The organism is Lentzea nigeriaca (assembly GCF_016907955.1).
Taxonomy (GTDB): Bacteria; Actinomycetota; Actinomycetes; order Mycobacteriales; family Pseudonocardiaceae; genus Lentzea; species Lentzea nigeriaca.
On the sequence record NZ_JAFBCX010000024.1, the window covers coordinates 41,602 to 60,753 of the forward strand.

The 19,152-nt window shown below is 67.6% G+C and carries 16 protein-coding genes and 2 pseudogenes; 11 read left to right on the forward strand and 7 right to left on the reverse strand.

Going from position 1 to position 19,152, the window contains the following annotated elements; all coding sequences use genetic code 11:
• The first annotated feature begins 44 nt into the window (after positions 1-44).
• A complete protein-coding gene (locus tag JOD27_RS41315; RefSeq protein WP_204767837.1) occupies positions 45-2,132 on the forward strand; it encodes an alpha-galactosidase in 2,088 nt (695 codons plus the stop codon).
• Between the two features lie 53 nt (positions 2,133-2,185).
• Here JOD27_RS41315 and JOD27_RS41320 read toward each other — a convergent pair whose 3' ends face one another.
• Together JOD27_RS41320 and JOD27_RS41325 are read right to left on the reverse strand one after the other, a co-directional pair.
• Positions 2,186-3,337 carry a hypothetical protein gene (locus JOD27_RS41320; RefSeq protein WP_204767838.1) on the reverse strand — a complete coding sequence of 384 codons (1,152 nt, stop codon included), beginning with the start codon at positions 3,335-3,337 and terminating at the stop codon, positions 2,186-2,188.
• 68 nt (positions 3,338-3,405) lie between these two features.
• Complete coding sequence (locus tag JOD27_RS41325) at positions 3,406-4,581, reverse strand: FAD-dependent oxidoreductase (RefSeq protein WP_204767839.1); 1,176 nt, start codon at positions 4,579-4,581, stop codon at positions 3,406-3,408.
• Between the two features lie 75 nt (positions 4,582-4,656).
• Here JOD27_RS41325 and JOD27_RS41330 point away from each other — a divergent pair, with 75 nt between their 5' ends.
• Genes JOD27_RS41330 through JOD27_RS41340 form a run of 3 tightly spaced genes read left to right on the forward strand, consistent with a single transcriptional unit; the run spans position 4,657 to position 7,642 of the window.
• Positions 4,657-5,253 carry a TetR family transcriptional regulator gene (locus tag JOD27_RS41330; protein ID WP_307830621.1) on the forward strand — a complete coding sequence of 199 codons (597 nt, stop codon included), beginning with the start codon at positions 4,657-4,659 and terminating at the stop codon, positions 5,251-5,253.
• Positions 5,254-5,288: 35 nt separating this feature from the next.
• Positions 5,289-6,455, forward strand: coding sequence for a VWA domain-containing protein (locus JOD27_RS41335; protein WP_204767841.1), 1,167 nt, complete (start codon positions 5,289-5,291; stop codon positions 6,453-6,455).
• Positions 6,452-7,642: a vWA domain-containing protein gene (locus JOD27_RS41340; RefSeq protein WP_204767842.1), complete on the forward strand. Its 1,191-nt coding sequence runs from the start codon at positions 6,452-6,454 to the stop codon at positions 7,640-7,642. Before JOD27_RS41335 ends, JOD27_RS41340 begins: the two co-directional genes overlap by 4 nt.
• A 2-nt stretch (positions 7,643-7,644) precedes the next feature.
• Here the strand turns inward: JOD27_RS41340 and JOD27_RS41345 are convergent, their stop codons facing one another.
• Together JOD27_RS41345 and uvrA are read right to left on the reverse strand one after the other, a co-directional pair.
• Entirely contained in the window at positions 7,645-8,106 is a 462-nt protein-coding gene (locus JOD27_RS41345; protein WP_204767843.1) for an SRPBCC family protein, read from the reverse strand.
• A 107-nt stretch (positions 8,107-8,213) separates the two neighbouring features.
• On the reverse strand, positions 8,214-11,093 hold the full coding sequence (gene uvrA, locus JOD27_RS41350; RefSeq protein WP_204767844.1) for an excinuclease ABC subunit UvrA: 2,880 nt from the start codon (positions 11,091-11,093) through the stop codon (positions 8,214-8,216).
• A 281-nt stretch (positions 11,094-11,374) separates the two neighbouring features.
• On the opposite strand from uvrA, the gene JOD27_RS41355 reads away from it, so the two are divergent.
• The gene (locus JOD27_RS41355) at positions 11,375-12,127 is read left to right on the forward strand and encodes a maleylpyruvate isomerase family mycothiol-dependent enzyme (protein WP_204767845.1); all 753 of its coding nucleotides are present in this window, start codon (positions 11,375-11,377) and stop codon (positions 12,125-12,127) included.
• A 47-nt stretch (positions 12,128-12,174) separates the two neighbouring features.
• Here the strand turns inward: JOD27_RS41355 and JOD27_RS41360 are convergent.
• Positions 12,175-13,134: pseudogene (locus tag JOD27_RS41360) on the reverse strand (acyltransferase family protein); the annotation flags it as partial.
• Between the two features lie 138 nt (positions 13,135-13,272).
• Here JOD27_RS41360 and JOD27_RS41365 point away from each other — a divergent pair.
• The 3 genes and pseudogenes from JOD27_RS41365 to JOD27_RS41375 all read left to right on the forward strand — a co-directional run bounded on the left by JOD27_RS41365 (position 13,273) and on the right by JOD27_RS41375 (position 15,963).
• Positions 13,273-13,950 carry an MBL fold metallo-hydrolase gene (locus JOD27_RS41365; RefSeq protein WP_204767846.1) on the forward strand — a complete coding sequence of 226 codons (678 nt, stop codon included), beginning with the start codon at positions 13,273-13,275 and terminating at the stop codon, positions 13,948-13,950.
• Between the two features lie 576 nt (positions 13,951-14,526).
• A pseudogene (locus JOD27_RS41370) lies at positions 14,527-14,721 on the forward strand (MBL fold metallo-hydrolase); the annotation flags it as partial.
• A gap of 165 nt (positions 14,722-14,886) precedes the next feature.
• The gene (locus JOD27_RS41375; RefSeq protein ID WP_204767847.1) at positions 14,887-15,963 is read left to right on the forward strand and encodes a beta family protein; all 1,077 of its coding nucleotides are present in this window, start codon (positions 14,887-14,889) and stop codon (positions 15,961-15,963) included.
• A 32-nt stretch (positions 15,964-15,995) separates the two neighbouring features.
• On the opposite strand, the gene JOD27_RS41380 is transcribed toward JOD27_RS41375, so the two are convergent.
• Positions 15,996-16,580: a DUF7711 family protein gene (locus JOD27_RS41380; RefSeq protein WP_204767848.1), complete on the reverse strand. Its 585-nt coding sequence runs from the start codon at positions 16,578-16,580 to the stop codon at positions 15,996-15,998.
• Positions 16,581-16,590: 10 nt separating this feature from the next.
• Here JOD27_RS41380 and JOD27_RS47030 point away from each other — a divergent pair, with 10 nt between their 5' ends.
• Positions 16,591-17,526 carry an amidase gene (locus JOD27_RS47030; RefSeq protein ID WP_204767849.1) on the forward strand — a complete coding sequence of 312 codons (936 nt, stop codon included), beginning with the start codon at positions 16,591-16,593 and terminating at the stop codon, positions 17,524-17,526.
• A 35-nt stretch (positions 17,527-17,561) separates the two neighbouring features.
• Here the strand turns inward: JOD27_RS47030 and JOD27_RS41390 are convergent, their stop codons facing one another.
• Entirely contained in the window at positions 17,562-18,107 is a 546-nt protein-coding gene (locus JOD27_RS41390; RefSeq protein WP_204767850.1) for an NADPH-dependent FMN reductase, read from the reverse strand.
• Between the two features lie 62 nt (positions 18,108-18,169).
• Between JOD27_RS41390 and JOD27_RS41395 the strand changes: the two genes are divergently transcribed.
• Both JOD27_RS41395 and JOD27_RS41400 read left to right on the forward strand, forming a co-directional pair.
• Positions 18,170-18,760, forward strand: coding sequence for a TetR/AcrR family transcriptional regulator (locus JOD27_RS41395; protein WP_204767851.1), 591 nt, complete (start codon positions 18,170-18,172; stop codon positions 18,758-18,760).
• A gap of 4 nt (positions 18,761-18,764) precedes the next feature.
• Positions 18,765-19,148 (forward strand): DUF1801 domain-containing protein, encoded by a 384-nt coding sequence (locus JOD27_RS41400; RefSeq protein WP_204767852.1) that lies wholly within the window; start codon positions 18,765-18,767, stop codon positions 19,146-19,148.
• The last annotated feature ends 4 nt before the right edge of the window (positions 19,149-19,152 follow it).

Genomic DNA, 19,152 nt, shown 5'->3' on the forward strand with positions numbered 1-19,152 from the left:
GATCGGCGCAATGTTCATTTGTGTTTGATGTGGACGGGGCCCGCATGAACAACTCGGAGGTCGTGCACCTGCACGACGCCACCTCCAGCGTGGTGATCGACGTCCGGGGAGCCGGACTCCCGGTCGTGACCCACTGGGGGCGCACGCTCGGCGACGTCGGCCAGGACGCACTGCGCGCCCTGGCCGACGTGCTGACGGGAACCATTCCGAACAGCTCGCCCGACCACGCGGTCACGGTCGCGCTGCTGCCGGAGGCCGGCGCCGGGCACTCGGGCCGTCCCGGTCTGCGCGGGCACCGCGGCGGTGAGCACTTCGCGCCGTCGCTCGCGGTGACCTCGTTCTCCGTGGAGGACTCGATCTTCCGTTACGTGGCCGAGGATTCGGCGGCGGAGCTGACCGTGACCGGCGTGGTGGAACTGGCACCGTCCGGCATGCTCCGACTGCGCCACACCGTCCGCAACGACGGCTCGACGCCGTACTGGCTGGAAGGTCTGGAGACCGCGCTTCCGGCGCCTGCCCACGCAGGCGAACTGCTCGACTTCACCGGCCGGTGGGCCCGCGAACGCTCTCCGCAGCGCCACCCGTTCAACTACGGCTCCTGGGTCCGCGAGAACCGCCGCGGCCGCACCGGGCCCGACGCGACCATCGGGTTGCTCGCCGGGACGCCGGGCTTCTCGTTCCGCTCCGGCGAGGTGTGGGCGGTGCACGTCGCGTGGAGCGGCAACCACGTGACGTACGCGGAGAGCTTTCCCGACTCGACGCCCGTCCTGGGCGGCGGCGAACTGCTGCTGCCGGGCGAGATCATGCTGGCACCCGGCGAGACCTACGAGTCGCCGTGGCTGTACGCGGCCTACTCCTCCGAGGGCATCGACGGCATCAGCGCGGCTTTCCACCGTCAGCTGCGCGAGCGAACGCTCCGCCCGAGGCCCGTCGTGCTCAACACGTGGGAGGCCGTCTACTTCGATCACGACCTCGCGCGGCTGAAGTCCCTGGCCGACACCGCCGCCGCTCTGGGCGTCGAACGCTTCGTGCTCGACGACGGCTGGTTCCGCCACCGCCGCGACGACACCGCGGGCCTCGGCGACTGGTACGTGGACGAGACCGTGTGGCCAGACGGTCTCACCCCGCTGATCGACCACGTCCGTTCGCTGGGCATGGAGTTCGGCCTGTGGTTCGAGCCGGAAATGATCAACACCGACTCGGATCTCTACCGCGCCCACCCCGACTGGGTGCTGGGTCCGCGTCCCGGCGTGCTGCCGCCGTCGTGGCGCAACCAGCAGGTGCTGAACATCGCGCACCCCGACGCCTACGCGTACATCCTCGACCGAGTCTCGTCTGTGTTGTCGGACAACGACATCGCGTTCGTGAAGTGGGACCACAACCGCGACCTGATCGGCGCGCGCGTGCACGACCAGACCGAGGCGTTCTACCGGCTGCTGGACGAGCTGCGGCTGCGGCATCCGCACGTGGAGATCGAGAGCTGCTCGTCCGGCGGGTCCCGGATCGACCTCGGCGTGCTCTCCCGCACCGACCGCGTGTGGACCTCCGACTGCAACGACGCCCTGGAACGCCAGCTGATCCAGCGGTGGACCGGCGTTTTCCTGCCGCCGGAGCTGATGGGCGCGCACGTCGGCCCCACCCACTCGCACACCACGGGCCGCACGCACGATCTGTCGTTCCGGGTGGCGACCGCGATGTTCGGGCACTTCGGCATCGAGTGGGACATCAACTCGGCGACCGACGCCGAGCGCGCGGGACTGCAGGCCGCGATCGAGTACTACAAGGACGTGCGTTCGTTGGTGCACAGCGGTGTCTCGGTGCACTCCGACCACCCGGACCCGGCAGCGTGGGTGCACGGCGTGGTCGCCGCCGATCAGTCCGAGGCGCTGTTCTGCTACGCCCAGATCGCGACTTCGGTGCAGCACAAGCCGGCGCGCGTGCGCTTCCCCGGCCTCGACCGCTCGCGGACGTACCAGCTGACGTTCGACGCACCCGCCGGCCTGCCGAGACTGATCGGGCGGGACGACAAGAAGTGGGAACCGGTCTCGTTGCCCGGCTCGATGCTCGGTGACGTCGGCATCCAGCTGCCGGTGCTGGAACCCGAACAGGCCGTCCTGATGCGCCTCCGTTAAAGCGATGAAGGGAACCTTCGTCCACCTCACGTGGATGAAGGTTCCCTTCATCGTTATCGGCCGGCGCGACTTCCGTCGGCCCTGGTAGCCCACCACTTGCCGCCAACGCCCTGCCCGTTGGCATCACCGCAGACCTTGTCACCCGAGAAGAGGTACTGCGGTGATCCTGCGATGGTGAGCTGTTTCCTCCCGTCCCGCTCGATCGTGCCGACGAGCGAGGGATCCACGCCCTGCACCTGGAAACCCTCGTCGACGAGAGCGGGCGGCCATTGCACCGCGCACTCGCCGGAGCAGTTGCTCGTCGGCGGGTTCGCGGAGTCGTTGTCGAACCGGTAGAGCGTCATGCCGCCGGAGTCGGTGGCGACGACGCCGAGGTCCTTGACGGTCGCACTCGTGAGCGCGATCGCCTTGTTCTGCTGGGCTTTCTTGCCGTCGGTCGCGGTGGCGAACCACTTCGGCACCGTCACGCCCCTGGCCTCGCCGGGCTTGGTGTCGTTCTTGAACGTGTACTGCGCCCAGTTCGCGACGGTGAGCTGCTTCCTGCCGTCCTCGCGGGTGATCGTCCCGAGCAGCTTCGGGTCGACGCCCTTCACCCGCGGCTGCTCGCCCTCCACGTAGACCGGCGGCCAGCCCTCGGCACACCCACCGTCGCAAGTGGACTCACCGGGCTTGTCGCCGTCGAACCGGTAGAGGGTGAGGCCCGCGTCGTTGGTCAGCACCGCGCCGAGGCCGGCGACCACGCCGGTGCGGGCGGCCAGCCGGGTGCGCTCGCCGTTGCGGCCGGTGACGAACCACTTGCCCTGCAGGCCCTGCCCCTTGGTCTCGCCGGGCTTGCCGTCCTTGGCGAACCGGTACTGCGGTATGCCGTCGACGGTCAGCTGACGGCTGCCGTCCTTGCGGACGATGCTGCCGACCTTGCCCACACCCTCCGCCGTGAAGTTCTCGCCGGCGACGGTCGCGGGTGGCCAGGCAGCGGCGCACTCACCGTCGCAAGTGGACTCGTTCGGCTTGTCGCCGTCGAACCGGTAGAGCGTGAAACCCTTGTCGTCGGTGACGACGGGCCCGAGGTCGTCGATCTCGGCAACCTTCAGCGCCACAACGCTCTTCTGCTGCTGCGCGACCGGCTTGCTCGCCGGCGTGACGGTGCAGGCGGTCAGCGAGATCAACCCCAGCGCGACGACCGCAACGCTCTTGGGGATCATCATGAACCTCCTGGCTCGTACCCTCCAACGCCAGCCACACGTACGGGACACCAGGTCGGTTCAAACTTCTTTCATTCCCCCTGAGAGGTAAACATCGCGCGCTTCAACGCGGGGACGGCACTCGCGGTCCGCAGCACGGTTTTGAAGATCGTCCGCGCCACCGGGCTGCCGTCCGCGAACTGCCTCGCCGCCCGCAGCGAGTCGCGGACCGCGGCGAACCCGTAGTCGTACATCTCCCTCTCGTACCTGGCGATCGAGTCACCACCCTCCGCGATGCACCGCGCGAGCAGCTGCGCGTCCCTCAACGCGATATTCGCCCCGACGCCTCTCATCGGCGTCATCGCGTGGATGGCGTCGCCGAGCAACGTGACGTTGGTGGGCTGCCAGCGCTCGATCGGCTTGGACGAGCGGATGCGCCACTCACTGATCGACTCCTGCGGTGACGCCGCCACGATCCGTTGCAGCTCAGGGCTCCACCGCGAGATCCGGGTGAGCACCTCGCGTTGCAGATCCAGTCCATCGTGGACCGTCAGGTCCGCCGCCGCGTACGCCCACATCAGGTAAGGCCGCACGTTGTCGAACAGCGGGTCGTCGGGGTTGTCGGTCAGGCCCAAGCCGTCGTGCGCGGCCAGGAACATCCCGGCCCGGCCAGTCGGGATGATCGAGTTCGCGCGCACGACCAGCTCCGACGGCACCCAGGGGTTCTCGTCGAGGAACAGCTTCCCCGCAATCGCCGTGACGCCGACGTCCTCCGTGCCCGCGTGCGGCAGGTACTGCTTGCGCACCCGAGACCGGATCCCGTCCGCGCCGACCAGCACGTCGCACGACGCGGTGGTGCCGTCCTCGAAGTGCAGCGTGATGTCGTCGCCCTGCTCGTACCGCTCGAACCGCTTGCCGAACCGCACGTCCAGCCCGTCGAGCAGGACTTGCCGGAGCGTGATCCGGCTGGCCGAGTAGTGCTGCTCCTGCTCCGGATCGAGCAGCAGCAACGGCCTGAGCTGCTCGGTCAGGAACCCGAACCCGTTGCCGCTGTGGCCGGCACTCCGCTCGAACCGCTCCCAGTTCGCCGCGGGCAGACACTCCCGCAGCGCCGCGGCCCCGTGCGGGTTGATGTGCACCCGATAACCCTGCAGGCGATCCGTGCGCGACAGATCGCGCTCGTACACCGCCACGTCCACACCGGCCTTGCGCAATCCGTGGGCCAGGCACAGCCCGCCGATTCCTCCACCAACCACTGCGATCCTCATGCGACCCAGTTTCAACCGCACGGTTGATTAAGTCAACCCGTTGGTTGAAACTCGGCTGTCGGCTACCGTGTGGCGGTGGATCAACGCCGCTCTCCCAGCGCCTCGGAGCGCAAACGCGACCCGGAACGCACGCGGGCCCGCATCATCGAGGCGGCCGCTGCGGAGTTCGGTGCGAAGGGCTACGCGGCCACGCGCACGACGGACATCGCGGCGCGCGCGGGCGTGAACAAGCAGCTGATCTCGTACTACTTCGGCGGCAAAGAAGGCCTGTACAAGGAACTCGCCACGAGCTGGCACGGCACCGCGGCCGAGATGGCGCACCAGGACCAGCCGCTCGACCAGGTGCTGGCGAGCTTCGTGGCGACCACGCTCACCGACCAGGGCCGGGTGTGGGCGTGGTCGAACCTGGCCGGGGACAGCCCGCCGACCGATGAGGCGTTCCTGCGTGCCCAAGTTGACCAGTTGCGCGAACGCCAGGCCGCCGGCGAGCTGCCCGCAGACTTGGACCCCGGTCTGTTGCTGCTGGCACTGATGGCTGCCGCGGCCGCGCCGCTGACCCTGCGGCACACCGCCGGCCAGATCACCGGTGAGGATCCCGCGACACCGGAGTTCGCCGAGAAGTACGCGGCTCAGCTGGCGCTGCTGGTGCGGCACCTGTCCGGCCGAACCTGACTTCTTTCGCGCCCGAACTCGCTACCTTTGCGTTCATGGACAAGATCCGGCTGTCCGTCAGCGCGGCAGACCAGCTGTCGTCGGCGGCGTCGTCCGCGATCGAGCAGACCCACGACAAAATCGGCGGACCGGCGGCGCGGCGCAGACGGAACCGGGCCCTGATCATCCTGCTCGTCGTCGTCCTGGTCGCCGCGGGCGTGTTCGTCGGCTTCCGCTGGGTTCGGCCGATGTTCGCGCCCGTCTACAAGACGACGTTCCTGATCGACTCGGCCGCGGGCGATCTCACGAGCGTGACCGACGCGCTCACCACCGTCGTCGGCAACTCGGGTGAGCGCGATTCCCAGTCGTTGCGCAGCTTCGGCGGCGAGTGCGGCACGGACGACAACACGAGGCAGCTGGTCGATTTCGGCACGGGCAACCGCAAGGAGATCGCCGAAGCCGCCCGCACGGTGCGACCGGGCACGAAAGCCACGCTGCAGCGCGGAATCGTCGAGGCGGTCGGCGACTTCACCTCGGGGTGGTCGCAGAACGCCAAGCAGGTCAACAGGATCATCGTCGTGACGCGGCACGGCAAGGACGCGTGCGACCCGGACGACGAGTTCGTGCAGACCCAGATCCGGGACCGGGTCGCGGCCGCCGGCCTGACCATCGAGTTCCGGTTCATCGGCTACCAGGTCGACCGCGACGACCACGACCGCCTGACGAAGCTGACCACTCAGCTCAAGGCCCAGGAGCCGACCTTCACCGAATCGCCGGACGCGCTGAAGAGCGTGCTCGACTGGTACACCACCATCGAGCCGGTGCTGAGGTCGTCGCAGTCGGTCGTCAACGTCCTGAACCCCACCGTGGAGAAGCTCAACACCGCCACCGCCGCGCTCAAGGACGGCCGGTTCGACCTGGCGGAGAATGCGGTGACCGCGGCGCGCAATGCCGTCGTCGACGTCGAGATCAAGGACCTCGACGGCCGCACCAGCTCGACTCACGCGATTCTGTTGCGGGACATGGCAGTAAGCCTGCGCACCCTTCAGGCAGCGGTGATCGAGGCCGCCGGCACGTTGCTCGACGCGGCTCGTTCGGGACGGAACCTGACGGAGCCGCTCGCCGTCTACTCCAAGGCCGCCGAGGCGTACAACGCCAAGGCGCAGGAGATGACGGGCGAGCTGTCGTCGCTGCGGTCGAAGGGTCCAGGGGGAACGTCGTGAAACGCTGGTTGCTGATAACAGGCGCTGTCGTCGTGGTGCTGGGGCTCGTCGCCGGGGGCCTGTGGGTCTTCCTACCGCCTGATCACCGCACGACGTTCCTGATCGACTCGTCGGAGTCGGCCGACTTCCGCGAGGTGGCCGACGCCGTCGGCACTGCGGCGTCGAACATGTCCGCCGACGATTCCTTGGCACTGCGCCGTTTCGGTGGTGCCTGCGACGGCGCGAACACCGCGGAGCTCGTCTCCCCCGGCACCGGGCAGGCCGCCAAGATCGGTGACGAGGTCCGAGCGATCACGCCCAGTGGCAAGGCCACGCTGCTCAGCGGGATCCTCGCCGCGATCGACGACTTCTCGCGCACGTATCCGTTCCGCGGTGACAAGACGAACCGAGTGGTGGTGGTCGCGCGCAACGGCGCCGACGCGTGCGGCAAGAGCGCGGACGAGGTGCGCGCGATCATCAAGGAACGCACCGAGAAAGCCGGCGTGAAGATCGACTTCCGGTTCGTCGGCCACCGGCTGACCCCGGAGCAGGCCAAGGTCCTCACCGAGCTCGCGGCCGCGACCGACGCGCGGGAACCGCGCCTCACCAAGACTTCCGACGAGCTCGTCACCACGATGAAGGAGGTCTCGATCCCGGCCGACCTGGCGGTCAAGGAGGTCAAGGTGGCTCCGTGCGACGCGGTGACGCCGGATTCCCTCAAGGCACTGCACATGCCGGAGCCCGGCCTGGTCTACGCCGACGTCAAGTGCGCGCAGGACCGGTGGGCGTTCGGGAAGCTGCGCACGACCACGATCGAGTCCAACGACATGCCCGTCCTCTTCGAGTACAAGGACGGCGCGTGGCGGTTCGTGAAGGCGCAGACGGACATGCCTTGCGATGGAGTGCCCATGGAGGTGTGGAAGAAGCTGGACTTCTTCTGCGTCGACGCTCCGCTGGTCGTCTGCCGCGAAGACAACCCGCGGGTGATGGACCTCAGCGGCGGGTGGATCGGCTGCGAGGCGGCCGTGGACATCGCGAGCCGCTACCGGACTGCGATCACGGCCGGTCAGACCCAGGGGCAGGGCCAGTTCTGGGAGTCCGGTGACTGGTCCTGCTCATGGCCCTACGAGGAGCGCGGCGCCCACTTCGAAGCACCGCACAGATGTGCCCAGGCCGGCGACGACCGGTTGATCGTTCAGATCTCGTGAGGTCAGGACTCGCTGGCCGCGCGGTCGGCGAGTACCTGCTTCAGCCCCTTCAGACCGCCCCGCATCATCAGGTCGTGGTTGCCTCGGAAGAACGGCTTGGCGATCAGCACCAGCCGCCGCAACAAGGGCTTGTTGACCACGACATCCTGGTCGAACACGAGCTCGGTACCGCCGTCGCGGCCGATGATCTCCCAGCTGGCGAAGCCTTCGAGGTCACCGGTCAGCGACGCGCGCAGGAGACCTGCCTGCTGGTTCGCGATGCTGTGCCGCACCTGCACGACGAGATCGAACGGCAGGAACGAACGACATCTGAGCACGCCGGACTCGTCGTCGATCCTCGTCGCCGACCGCACCCCCGGCCACCACTTCGGGTAGTTGGCGATGTCGGACAGCACGTCGTACACGACCGCCGGAGATGCGCAGACGTGCCATACGCTGCGGAATCGGTACCGGTGGAGTGACACGGGCGACATCATCCCGGATAGCTCGTTCGAGTGACAGGTTCTCGGCGAAAACTCACACCATCGCCAATTCTTGACGACATGTCATACGGTCGAGCGTCTCAGCGGGCTCACCCCGCCACGGACACCTCCTCGTCGCCGAGCACCTGCTGCAGGAACTGACCCGTGTAGCTGTTCTCGACCTCGGAGACCTGTTCGGGAGTGCCCTCCGCGACGACCATGCCGCCGCCGGAACCGCCTTCGGGGCCCATGTCGACGATCCAGTCGGAGGTCTTGATCACGTCGAGGTTGTGCTCGATGACGATGACCGTGTTGCCCTTGTCGACCAGGCCGTTGATGACACCCAGCAGCTTGCGGATGTCCTCGAAGTGCAGACCGGTCGTGGGCTCGTCGAGGATGTAGACCGTCTTGCCGGTCGACCGCTTCTGCAGCTCCGACGCGAGCTTCACACGCTGCGCCTCACCACCGGACAGCGTCGGCGCGGGCTGGCCCAGCCGGACGTAGCCGAGGCCGACGTCCACCAGCGTGCGCAGGTGGCGGTGGATGGCGTTGATCGGCTCGAAGAACGTGGCCGCTTCCTCGATCGGCATGTCGAGGACCTCGGAGATCGTCTTGCCCTTGTAGTGCACCTCGAGCGTCTCGCGGTTGTACCGCGCGCCCTTGCACACCTCGCAGGGGACGTAGACGTCCGGGAGGAAGTTCATCTCGATCTTGATGGTGCCGTCGCCCGCGCACGCCTCGCAGCGGCCGCCCTTGACGTTGAACGAGAAGCGGCCCGGCTGGTAGCCGCGGACCTTCGCCTCGGTCGTGGCCGCGAAGAGCTTGCGGATGTGGTCGAACACGCCGGTGTAGGTGGCGGGGTTCGACCGCGGGGTGCGGCCGATCGGCGACTGGTCGACCTGCACCAGCTTGTCGACCTGGTCGAGGCCCTTGATCCGGGTGTGCCTGCCGGGCACCTGGCGCGCGCCGTTGAGCTTGTTCGCGAGGACCGTGGCGAGGATGTCGTTGACCAGCGTCGACTTGCCGGAACCGGACACGCCCGTGACGGAGGTGAGCGTGCCGAGCGGGAACGACACGTCGATGCCGCGCAGGTTGTGCTCGCGGGCGCCGACGACGGTCAGCTGGCGCTTCTTGTCGATCTTGCGGCGCTTGGCCGGCATCGGGATCTGCTTGCGGCCCGACAGGTAGGCGCCGGTGATCGAGTCCTTGTTCGTCAGCAGCTTCTTGTACGGGCCGCTGTGCACGACCTTGCCGCCGTGCTCACCGGCGCCGGGGCCGATGTCGACGACCCAGTCCGACGTGCGGATGGTGTCCTCGTCGTGCTCGACGACGATCAGCGTGTTGCCCAGGTCGCGCAGCCTGGTCAGCGTCTCGATCAGCCGGTGGTTGTCGCGCTGGTGCAGGCCGATCGACGGCTCGTCGAGCACGTACAGCACGCCAACCAGACCACTGCCGATCTGGGTGGCGAGCCGGATGCGCTGCGCCTCACCGCCGGACAGCGTGCCGGACGCGCGGTCGAGCGACAGGTAGTCGAGGCCCACGTCGAGCAGGAAGTGCAGGCGGGCCTGGATCTCCTTGAGCACCGCGCCCGCGATCATCGACTCTCGCTTGCCGAGCTTGAGCCCGTCGAGGAACTCCGAGCACTCCCCGACGCTCATCGCACAGACCTCGGCGATGGACTTGTCGCCCTTCTTGCCGTGGTGCAGCGTGACCGCGAGGATCTCGGGCTTCAGCCGCGTGCCGGCACACGCGGGGCACGGGACCTCGCGCATGTAGCCCTCGTACTTCTCCCGCATGTACTCGGACTCGGTCTGCTCCTGGCGCCGCTCGAGGAACGGGATCACGCCCTCGTAGTTGGCGTAGTAGGAGCGCTCGCGGCCGTAGCGGTTGCGGTAGCGGACGTGCACCTGCTCATCGATGCCGTGCAGGATCGCCTTCTGCGCCTTGGCGGGCAGCAGCCGCCACTGCTGGTCCATGCGGAAGCCGATGGTCTCGCCGAGCGACTGCAGCAGACGCGTGAAGTACTCGGCGGTCTGCCCGCCGGCCCACGGCGCGATGGCGCCCTCTTCGAGGCTCAGCTCGTCGTCCGGGACCACGAGCTCAGGGTCGACCTCCTTACGCACGCCGATGCCCGTGCAGACCGTGCACGCGCCGTACGGCGAGTTGAAGGAGAACGACCGCGGCTCCAGGTCCTCGATCGCGAGCGGGTGCCCGTTCGGACACGCCAGGTTCTCGGAGAAGCCCCTGATCCGCTTCGGGTCGGTCTCCGGCAGGTCGACGAACTCGAGCTCGACCAGGCCGTCCGCGAGCCGCAGCGCGGTCTCGACCGAGTCCGTGAGGCGCTGCTTCGACGACGCCTTCACCGTGAGCCGGTCGATCACCACCGCGATGTGGTGCTTCTCCTGCTTCTTGAGCTTTGGCACGTCGGCGAGCGCGTAGACGACACCGTCGACCTTCGCGCGCGAGTAGCCCTGGCCCTGCAGGTTCTGGAAGAGGTCGAGGTACTCGCCCTTGCGCCCGCGGATGACCGGCGCGAGGACCTGGAACTTGGTGCCCTGCTCCATCGCGAGCACCTGGTCGACGATCTCCTGCGGCGTCTGCTTGCCGATCGCCTCACCGCACTGCGGACAGTGCGGCTTGCCGGCGCGCGCGTAGAGCAGGCGCAGGTAGTCGTAGACCTCGGTGATGGTGCCGACCGTCGACCGCGGGTTGCGGGAGGTCGACTTCTGGTCGATCGACACCGCGGGCGACAGGCCCTCGATGAAGTCGACGTCCGGTTTGTCCATCTGCCCGAGGAACTGACGCGCGTACGCGGAGAGCGACTCGACGTAGCGGCGCTGACCTTCGGCGAAGATCGTGTCGAACGCGAGGCTCGACTTGCCGGAGCCGGACAGCCCCGTGAAGACGATGAGGCTGTCCCGCGGCAGGTCGAGATCCACGCTGCGCAGGTTGTGCTCGCGGGCGCCGCGAACGACAAGACGGTCTGCCACTGGGGTCCCTTCGGCTGCGATCGGCGGGTCACTCACGCCACACTCTTCCGAACAAGCGTTCGAAGCGTACTAGCATCAATTCGGAGTCTGCGACCGACCCGCCAACCATGCTAGGGCGCGCTGCGTGGGGCCGTGTCCGCGATAGCCGAGCCCCACGCGGTGCACCATAGGGCCGACCCCTGACAAAAACGGTTCTGGTCGCTGGCGCATTCCCCTGAGCTGGGTTTACTCCTAGGCTGGTCACTTCGATCTCAAGCCTCAACGTCGGGGAGAGGCAGCACATGACCTACACGCCGTCCACGCAGCACACCTCCGTACCGGCACCGCGCGGAGTGCCCGACCGGCACATCAACGCGGTGCGCCAGGCGACGGACGTGCTGTACGAGGTCGTCGAGGAGCTGGACCAGGCCGCCGTGCGCGGTCCGAGCCTGCTGCCCGGCTGGACCCGCGGACACGTCATCACCCACCTCGCGCGCAACGCGGACGCGCTGGTGAACCTACTCACCTGGGCGCGCACCGGGGTCGAGCACCAGGCGTACGCGTCGCGCGCCGATCGCGACGCCGACATCGAGGAGGGTTCGCGCCGCCACCTGCAGCTGATGCGCGCCGACCTCGACGCCGCGTGCGTGCGGTTCGACACCGCGTGCCGCGAGATGCCGGCGCATTCGTGGCGCTCCGAGGTCACGGCGCCGAAGGGCCAGCCGATCCCGGCGTCCCAGGTGCCGCTGTTCCGCCTGCGCGAGGTGTGGATCCACCTCATCGACCTCGACCACGGCATCGGGTTCGAGGACCTGCCGAGCGACTTCGTCGACGAGTTCCTCGACGACGCCGTGAAGCAGTTCGAGGGCAGGGTCGACCCGTTCAGCGTCGAGGTGACCCTGCCCGACGGCAGTCAGCGCATCTGGACCGTCAACGGCCCCGCCAGCCGCAACTCGGTGAGCGGATCCGCCAGCGCCGTCCTGGGCTGGCTGACCGGCAGGACCGGCGGTGCCGGCCTGCGCGGTGAGCTGCCCGAACTGCCCGACTGGATCTGAGTGAGCAACCGGTACGCGGGCCGTTCGACGAACTTCGTCATCAGCCAGCCCAGCACCAGCGCCGAGGCGAGGAAACCGGCGATCAGCCACCAGGACCGCAGCCCAAAGGCGTGCATGCGGTCCATCACCACGGTGCCGATCTGCTGGTGCACGAGGTACACCCCGTACGAGATGCCCGCGAGCCACGTGACCGGTTTGGCGATCGGCGCGAAAAACACCCAATCGGGTCCAGCGGCCGCGGCGCACACCAGGAGGAGCAGCACGCCGAAGCCGAGCGTAGAACCGTACTCGGTGGTGTGAATCGCCTGGGCCATCAGTGTGGCGACGAGCAGCGCGGTGAGGTGCGGGGTGCTCATCCGCTGCTTGTGCCACAACCAGATCGCGATGCCGGCGGCGAACAGCTGCGCCCTGTGCAGCGCGAAACCGTTGTAGACCACGAAAAGCGTGTGCGAGTGGTCCAGCAACGGCCGCAGCAGCAGCGGTGTGACGATGAGCGCCCACAGGAAGACCCGGAGCTTCCTGCCCCGCATCCGCTTGACGAGCACGGCAGCGGCGATGAACGCCGCGATCTGCACCGGCACGGTCCAGTACGCGAAGTCGACGATGTTGACGTCGGGGAACCACTGGTTGACCAGCAGCAGGTTGTAGACGACATCTCTGCCGTCGAGCTGACTCCACCCCTCAGGCGCGATCCACCGCTGCACGGCGTATGTCAGCAGCACGGCCGCCATGTACGCCGGCAACAGGCGCGCGAGTCTTCTCCACAGGAATCGCCCCGGCGTGCCGCTGTTGAGCGAGGCGCAGGCGAAGAAGGCCGAGATGACCATCAACGTGCTGGCGCCCATCGACATCGGGAAGTGGAACGGCAGCGGCCCGAGATCGGGGTGGCTGCTGACGCTCGTGAGCGTGGCGTGGTGGAGCAACACGCACCCGATGGCGACGACCCGGAGGACGTCCCAGCTGACCCTGCGGGCAGTCCGGGGCTTTTGTCGTTGCGCTGGAATCACGAGAGGTGGGGACCTGTTCGTTGGTTCTTTCGGCGTACTCGGGGGTCGGAGCTTGATCCTTACTTACCCTATGAGTGAGACCTGTATGCAACCTGAAGGTGTGCGTTGCGCACCTTCGAGCGACTACCGTCTGCCACCGTGGACGTACTCGAGAACTACACCGGACACGTTGAGCCGAACGGCCCCGCGGCCCGCCGCACCCTGGCCGCGCTGACCATCACGAAGATCTCCGTCGGACCGATGGACAACAACGCCTACCTGCTCGTTTGTCGGTCCACGAACGAGGCGTTGCTCATCGACGCAGCCAACGACTACGAGCGCCTGTCCGACCTGCTCGGTCACATCCCGAACCGCCCCCGGCTGCGCACGATCGTGACAACGCACCAGCACGCCGATCACTGGCAGGCGCTGGGAGCCCTGGCCGGCGCCCACGGCTCGAACACCGTCGCCCACGAACTCGACGCCGCCGTCCTGCCCGTCCCACCGGACGTCCTGGTGGACCACGGCGACACCATCAACGTGGGAGAAGTCCCGCTCTCGATCATCCACCTGCGCGGCCACACCCCGGGCTCCATCGCCGTCCTCTACGACGACCCGGAGGGCCACCCGCACCTCTTCACCGGAGATTCACTCTTTCCGGGGGGTGTGGGAAAGACCACGTCGCCGGACAACTTCGCCTCGCTGATCAACGACGTGGAGGACCGCCTGTTCGCCGTCCTGCCCGACGACACCTGGTTCTACCCCGGCCACGGCGACGACTCGACGCTGGGCAAGGAACGCCCCTCGCTCGCGGAATGGCGCGCCCGCGGCTGGTGAGCTGAACATGTCCACGCACACGCCCGCGATCCAACGGCCAATCCGGGGTTGAAGCGGATGGCGCCGAGAGCTGAACGTTGATGCCCTCGGACATGGCGTGCTTCCGCAGGTGGATTCATGTCGTCGAACATGAAATGTGGTGCGCTTGCACTACGGGAAGGTTCCGCCGAGCAAGCGTCCCACTCGCCATCACCCTGTCGACCAGATGACCACGCAGATACCGTCCAGATGACCACTGATCTTGCTTGTACGGCACACTGGTTCAGGAGCAGGTGCGGTGATGCAGATGTTCACCGCCAGTAGAGCGTCGCGGCTTGGTTGTGCTCCGTTGAGTCGGGCAGGGGGCTGGGCGGTCTGGGGCTCGTCACCGAAAGCCCGGATGGTCGCGCTCTCATGCACGTCGCTGCCGAGATGGCGGTAGAGAAATGCCGACGCAAACGTTTGCTGATCACCCCAGCTGCTGCCAACCGTGCAGTCGGCAGCCATGAGAGCGCGATCTTCATGATCGAAGCGCGGCTGCCTGCCGGCATCACTCTCACTGTCACATCCCAAGCGATAGCTGCGACACGCTACTCGCATGATTCACTCTTTCCGGGGTGTGCGGGAAAGACCACGTCGCCGGACAACTTCGTCTCGCTGATCAACGACGTGGAGGACCGCCTGTTCGCCGTCCTGCCCGACGACACCTGGTTCTACCCCGGCCACGGCGACGACTCGACGCTCGGCAAGGAGCGCCCCTCGTTGGCGGAGTGGCGCGCCCGCGGCTGGTGACCCCTGAACGCGGTGTGGCTCCCTGACCAGGTGCTGCCGGGGGCCACACCAGTCGAATTCACTCGTCCGGCGGGCCACACGCCGGTTCACCGCCCCGCATGATCGAAGTCGTCCGCGATGCCACTGCGGAAAGGGCGGGGAATGTCCTTCAGGCCTTTGGTCGCGATGAAGAGCAAGATGGGCGAATTCGAATCTCTCCGGCACCTCACCGATCGAGCAGACTCCACACCGCGAGTCATCATTGAACTGCTCGACTCCGTTCAGCCAGAAGGTCGCGGGCAACTCCTGCACGCACTGGTCGAAGCCGCCGTGCAGATGGCAATGCGCCGCCAACCTGTATGGATTGACACACACCTGCTGAGCCCTGCGGCTGCGATCTCGCGGTATCCAGGCGGACCTTTCGAACACCTCGACAATCGAATCGAAGCCACGCTGTTCGACAAGCTCGGCCTGTTCGCTCCGGATGTCCCGGCCTTCATCCCCGTCATCTCCGCATCAGCGTCAGACGACCAACTCAGAGGGATCGCACTGCTCCAGGAGCACCGGCCACGACCGATCGTGATTCGGTTTCAGGAACTCCAGTTCTCCGAACGCCGGCTCGACGACCACCTGCGACGCATCGCCGGCGGGGCGCGAGTCGACGACAATCCGGTGCATGCGGTCATCGACCTGGGCCACGTGGAAACCGTTCACCCACGCCGGCTGACCCTGACGCTGGCGCTCGCCAGGATGCTGACCGATCGACTCGGCCCGGCTTCGACGACTCTTCTCGCCGGTTCGATACCTGCCGACAGGCACGGTTTCGTGACGGCTGTCCGAGACCGGCCCGAAGTCCTCCTGTGGCGCGAGGTCGCGCGAGGAGTGAGCGGAGCAGAGATCAACTACGGCGACTACGGGGTGGTGCACCCCAATCCCCCGGCACCAGGTCCCCCAGGACCACGCACCATCAACCCGTACCTGTACTACACGGTGCCCAACTCCGTGATCGCGATGCGCCGGCAACTCCGCAAGGAGGACGGCAAGGTCGCGAAGGGCGCGGCCGGCGAGGCCTTCACGGACCTGGCTGACGAACTCGTGGCGCGGCCGGAGTTCGCCGGCAGCGGTTACTCGTGGGGCGATCGTGAACTGTTGGGATGCCGACGAGGAGGCGGGCGGACCGCGAACAGGGTTTCACGCTGGGTCGCGATCGCCATGTCGCACCATCTGGAGCATCTCGCCCAGCGAGGGCCGTCGGAGCTGTGACAACCGCACCGAAGAACCACACGTCGAGTCCGTCATCCGGCGCGCACGTCCAGCAGGTCGAGGTAGCCGGTGGTCGTGCGCCACAGCGCGTCCGAGTACGGGGTGAGCTTGCCGGGACTCCAGCGGCGGTCGGTGTAGTCGCGGTTGGCTCGCCGCAACGCCCGCAGACTCACCGCGAGCTCGTCGTCGACCCGCTCGCCGAGCTCCTCCGGCGCCGGCGCCGGCGCCCTGACCAGTTCACCCGCGCCGTCGCTCACGGCGACCAGCGCTTCCTCGTTGATGCCGTCGGCGGCGCTCCAGATCAACGCGGGTCGCTCGATGCGGTGATTCCACACGGGCGCGTCCTTGGATCGCCAGAACGCCTGAAACGGGTTGCGCGACAGCCGCGTGGAGTTGGCCCAGTGCTCGGCGCCACTAGGTTCGGTCAGCCACGGCACCTCCTCCACCGGCAGGTCCGTGACCAGCGCGACCTCGATCACCTCGACGTCCTTCGGCACGTCGAGCAGCTCGCCGAAGACCCACAGCTCGACCACCTGGAACCGGAAGAACGAGGCAGGCAGCTCGCCGCACTTCTCGGCGAGCTCGGCCAGGTGGTGCACAGCACGAGTCCATTTCACGGGGTGGATCATGCCTGACCTGGTTCGCGAGGCCTTGGCCCGGCTCGACCGCGTGGAGCCGGTGCTCTGCGCCTTCCACACGGTCTACGAGTCGTTCAGGCCGGTCGACCCGTCCCTGCCTCTCGCGGGCATGCCCATCGCGGTGAAGCAGGGCGAGCGCCGCAGCCACCGCGAATGGTTGATGGCCCTCGGCTGCGTGCCCATCGGTCTGACCACCACCCCCGATGGCAGCACCCCATGGCAGACGTGGGGCCGCAACTCTCGTGGCGTCACACGGAATCCGTGGAACCTCGACCGCACACCCGGCGGGTCGTCGGCCGGGTCGGCGGTCGCCGTCGCTTCGGGCGTCGTGCCGCTGGCCACGGGCGTCGACGGGGCGGGCTCGATCCGCATTCCTGCCGCGTGGTGCGGCGTGCTCGGCCTCAAGACCACGTCGGCCGAACGCGCCGCGGTCGGGGTCTTCACCCGTGATCCCGACCTGCTCGCGGTCTACCTCGGCACGTCGGAGGTCAGCTCTCCCACAGCGGTCTGGTCGCCGAACCTGGGATTCGCCGAGGTGGACGACGAGCAGCTGGAGATCGCCTGGCGAGCAGCGGCACCGTTGCGGCCGCGGCCGGTCGACCTGGTGCTGCCGGATCCCGCCGGGGACTGGTTCGCGAACCGCTGCGGCCCGAACCCGGTGCTGGACGAACTGTTCGAGACGGCGGACCTGTTGCTCACCCCGACGACTCCTGGCCCGCCGCACGGGCACGACGGGCCGGGCTCGCGGATCAACACCGCGCTCACCTGGGCGTTCAACCTGAGCGGACACCCGGCGATCAGCATCCCGGCGGGGTTCGACTCCGAGGGCCTGCCGGTCGGTCTGCAGGCCGTGGCGCGGCACGGACGGGAGGCGGATCTGGTTGCCGCCGCCCGTGCCGTTCTGACGTCCAATCGGGTGGTTTGACCCCAATCCACCTCGTCGGTCACCGCGACTCCGCGCTAGGCCGCGATCGCCCGGACCGACCTCAGGGCCGACGCCCACGCCACGAGCTCGCCGAGCATGGCGTGGAGCTCCTCGTCGTGCTGCTGCAACCCTCCCTGCAGCGAGCCACGCCCCAACGCGACCTGCGTGCGCACGGTCGCCACCTTCAGCTCCGCCAGCACAAGGCGCAGTTGCTCGACAGCGCGAAGGCCACCACCTCCGCCCAGGCTCACGAACCCGGCGGCCTTGTCGTTCCACTCCGCGTACAGGTAGTCCAGGGCGTTCTTCAGCACAGCCGGGAACGAGTGGTTGTACTCGGGCGTGATGAACACGAAGCCGTCATAGGACGCCACGACCGATGCCCAGGCCCGTGTGTGGTCGTGCGCGTACTCGCCGAAGAGTGCGGGAACCGGTTCGTCGAGGAACGGCAGGTTCACGTCCGCCAGGTCGATGAGCTCGAACGACGCGTCGCCGCGCGCGTTGGCGACGTCCAGGACCCACCGCGCCACGGCCTCGGATCGGCGGCCCGGACGCGTGCTCCCCAAGATCACTGCAATTCGCATGGCAGCCAAAGTACAACGCTCGTGGTACTTAGTGCAACGACCGTTGTACTACGATCAATCCCATGCGACCGGACAAGCGGCAGGCGATCCTGCGCGGGGCGTTGAGCGTGTTCGCCAGGGACGGCTACTCGCGCGCGAGCGTCGACACCATCGCCAAGGAGGCCGAGGTCTCGACGCGCACGCTCTACAACCACTTCGCGGACAAGGCCGACCTGTTCCGCAACGTCATCCAGGCCAGCTCGGAGAAAGCGGCGCAGGACCAGATCGCGCTCATCGAGCGGCACTTCCACAAGGTCACGGACCTGGAGCAGGACCTCGTCGCATTCGGCAATGCCATGGCCGCCCAGCAGGGGCACGCCGAGCACTTCGCGCTGGTGCGGCAGATCAACGCGGAGCTCACCCACATCCCCGCCGAGGCGGTCGAGGCGTGGCAGGAGACCGGTCCGCGCAAGGTTCGACGAGCGCTGGCGGCGGAGCTGGAGAAGCTCGGCTTCAAGGACCCCGAGCGCGCTGCCCTCCACCTCATGGTGCTGACGCTGACCGGCGAGCCCAGCATCCGAGGCACGCGGCCGGACGAGGACGACATCGCGGCAGCTGTGCGTGTTTTCCTGCACGGGCATGATGTCGAGAACCGACGACGAGCAACGACATAGGGCTATGGACACCGACGCGCGCGTTGACGACTACATCGCCGGACTTCCCGAGTGGCAGCAGGAGATCTGCCGCGAGGTCCGCCGGCTCGTCCACGAGGCCGACCCCGGCGTCGAGGAGACGATCAAGTTCACCAACCGGCCGTACTTCGTGCTGGACGGCAACATCTGCGCGTTGCTCGGCACCAAGGACCACGTGAACGTGATGCTCTACGACAAGGCGATCGTGCCGGACCCGCAGAACATCATCACGAGCGGCCATGGCAACAAGACCGCGCGCATGATCTCCGTGTACCGCGACCAGCCGATCAACGCGCCGGCGCTGGTCGAAATGTTCCGCCACATCATCGCCAACAACCGCCTGCGGAAGAGTGTCGGACCCCGTCGGTAACCTC

Bases quoted from the DNA above. Each gene is read 5' to 3' on its own strand.
- JOD27_RS41315 (WP_204767837.1), top strand. From the start codon at position 45: ATGAACAACTCGGAGGTCGTGCACCTGCACGACGCCACCTCCAGCGTG.
- JOD27_RS41320 (WP_204767838.1), bottom strand. From the start codon at position 3,337: ATGATGATCCCCAAGAGCGTTGCGGTCGTCGCGCTGGGGTTGATCTCG.
- JOD27_RS41325 (WP_204767839.1), bottom strand. From the start codon at position 4,581: ATGAGGATCGCAGTGGTTGGTGGAGGAATCGGCGGGCTGTGCCTGGCC.
- JOD27_RS41335 (WP_204767841.1), top strand. From the start codon at position 5,289: ATGGACAAGATCCGGCTGTCCGTCAGCGCGGCAGACCAGCTGTCGTCG.
- JOD27_RS41355 (WP_204767845.1), top strand. From the start codon at position 11,375: ATGACCTACACGCCGTCCACGCAGCACACCTCCGTACCGGCACCGCGC.
- JOD27_RS41375 (WP_204767847.1), top strand. From the start codon at position 14,887: ATGAAGAGCAAGATGGGCGAATTCGAATCTCTCCGGCACCTCACCGAT.
- JOD27_RS47030 (WP_204767849.1), top strand. From the start codon at position 16,591: ATGCCTGACCTGGTTCGCGAGGCCTTGGCCCGGCTCGACCGCGTGGAG.
- JOD27_RS41390 (WP_204767850.1), bottom strand. From the start codon at position 18,107: ATGCGAATTGCAGTGATCTTGGGGAGCACGCGTCCGGGCCGCCGATCC.
- JOD27_RS41395 (WP_204767851.1), top strand. From the start codon at position 18,170: ATGCGACCGGACAAGCGGCAGGCGATCCTGCGCGGGGCGTTGAGCGTG.
- JOD27_RS41400 (WP_204767852.1), top strand. From the start codon at position 18,765: ATGGACACCGACGCGCGCGTTGACGACTACATCGCCGGACTTCCCGAG.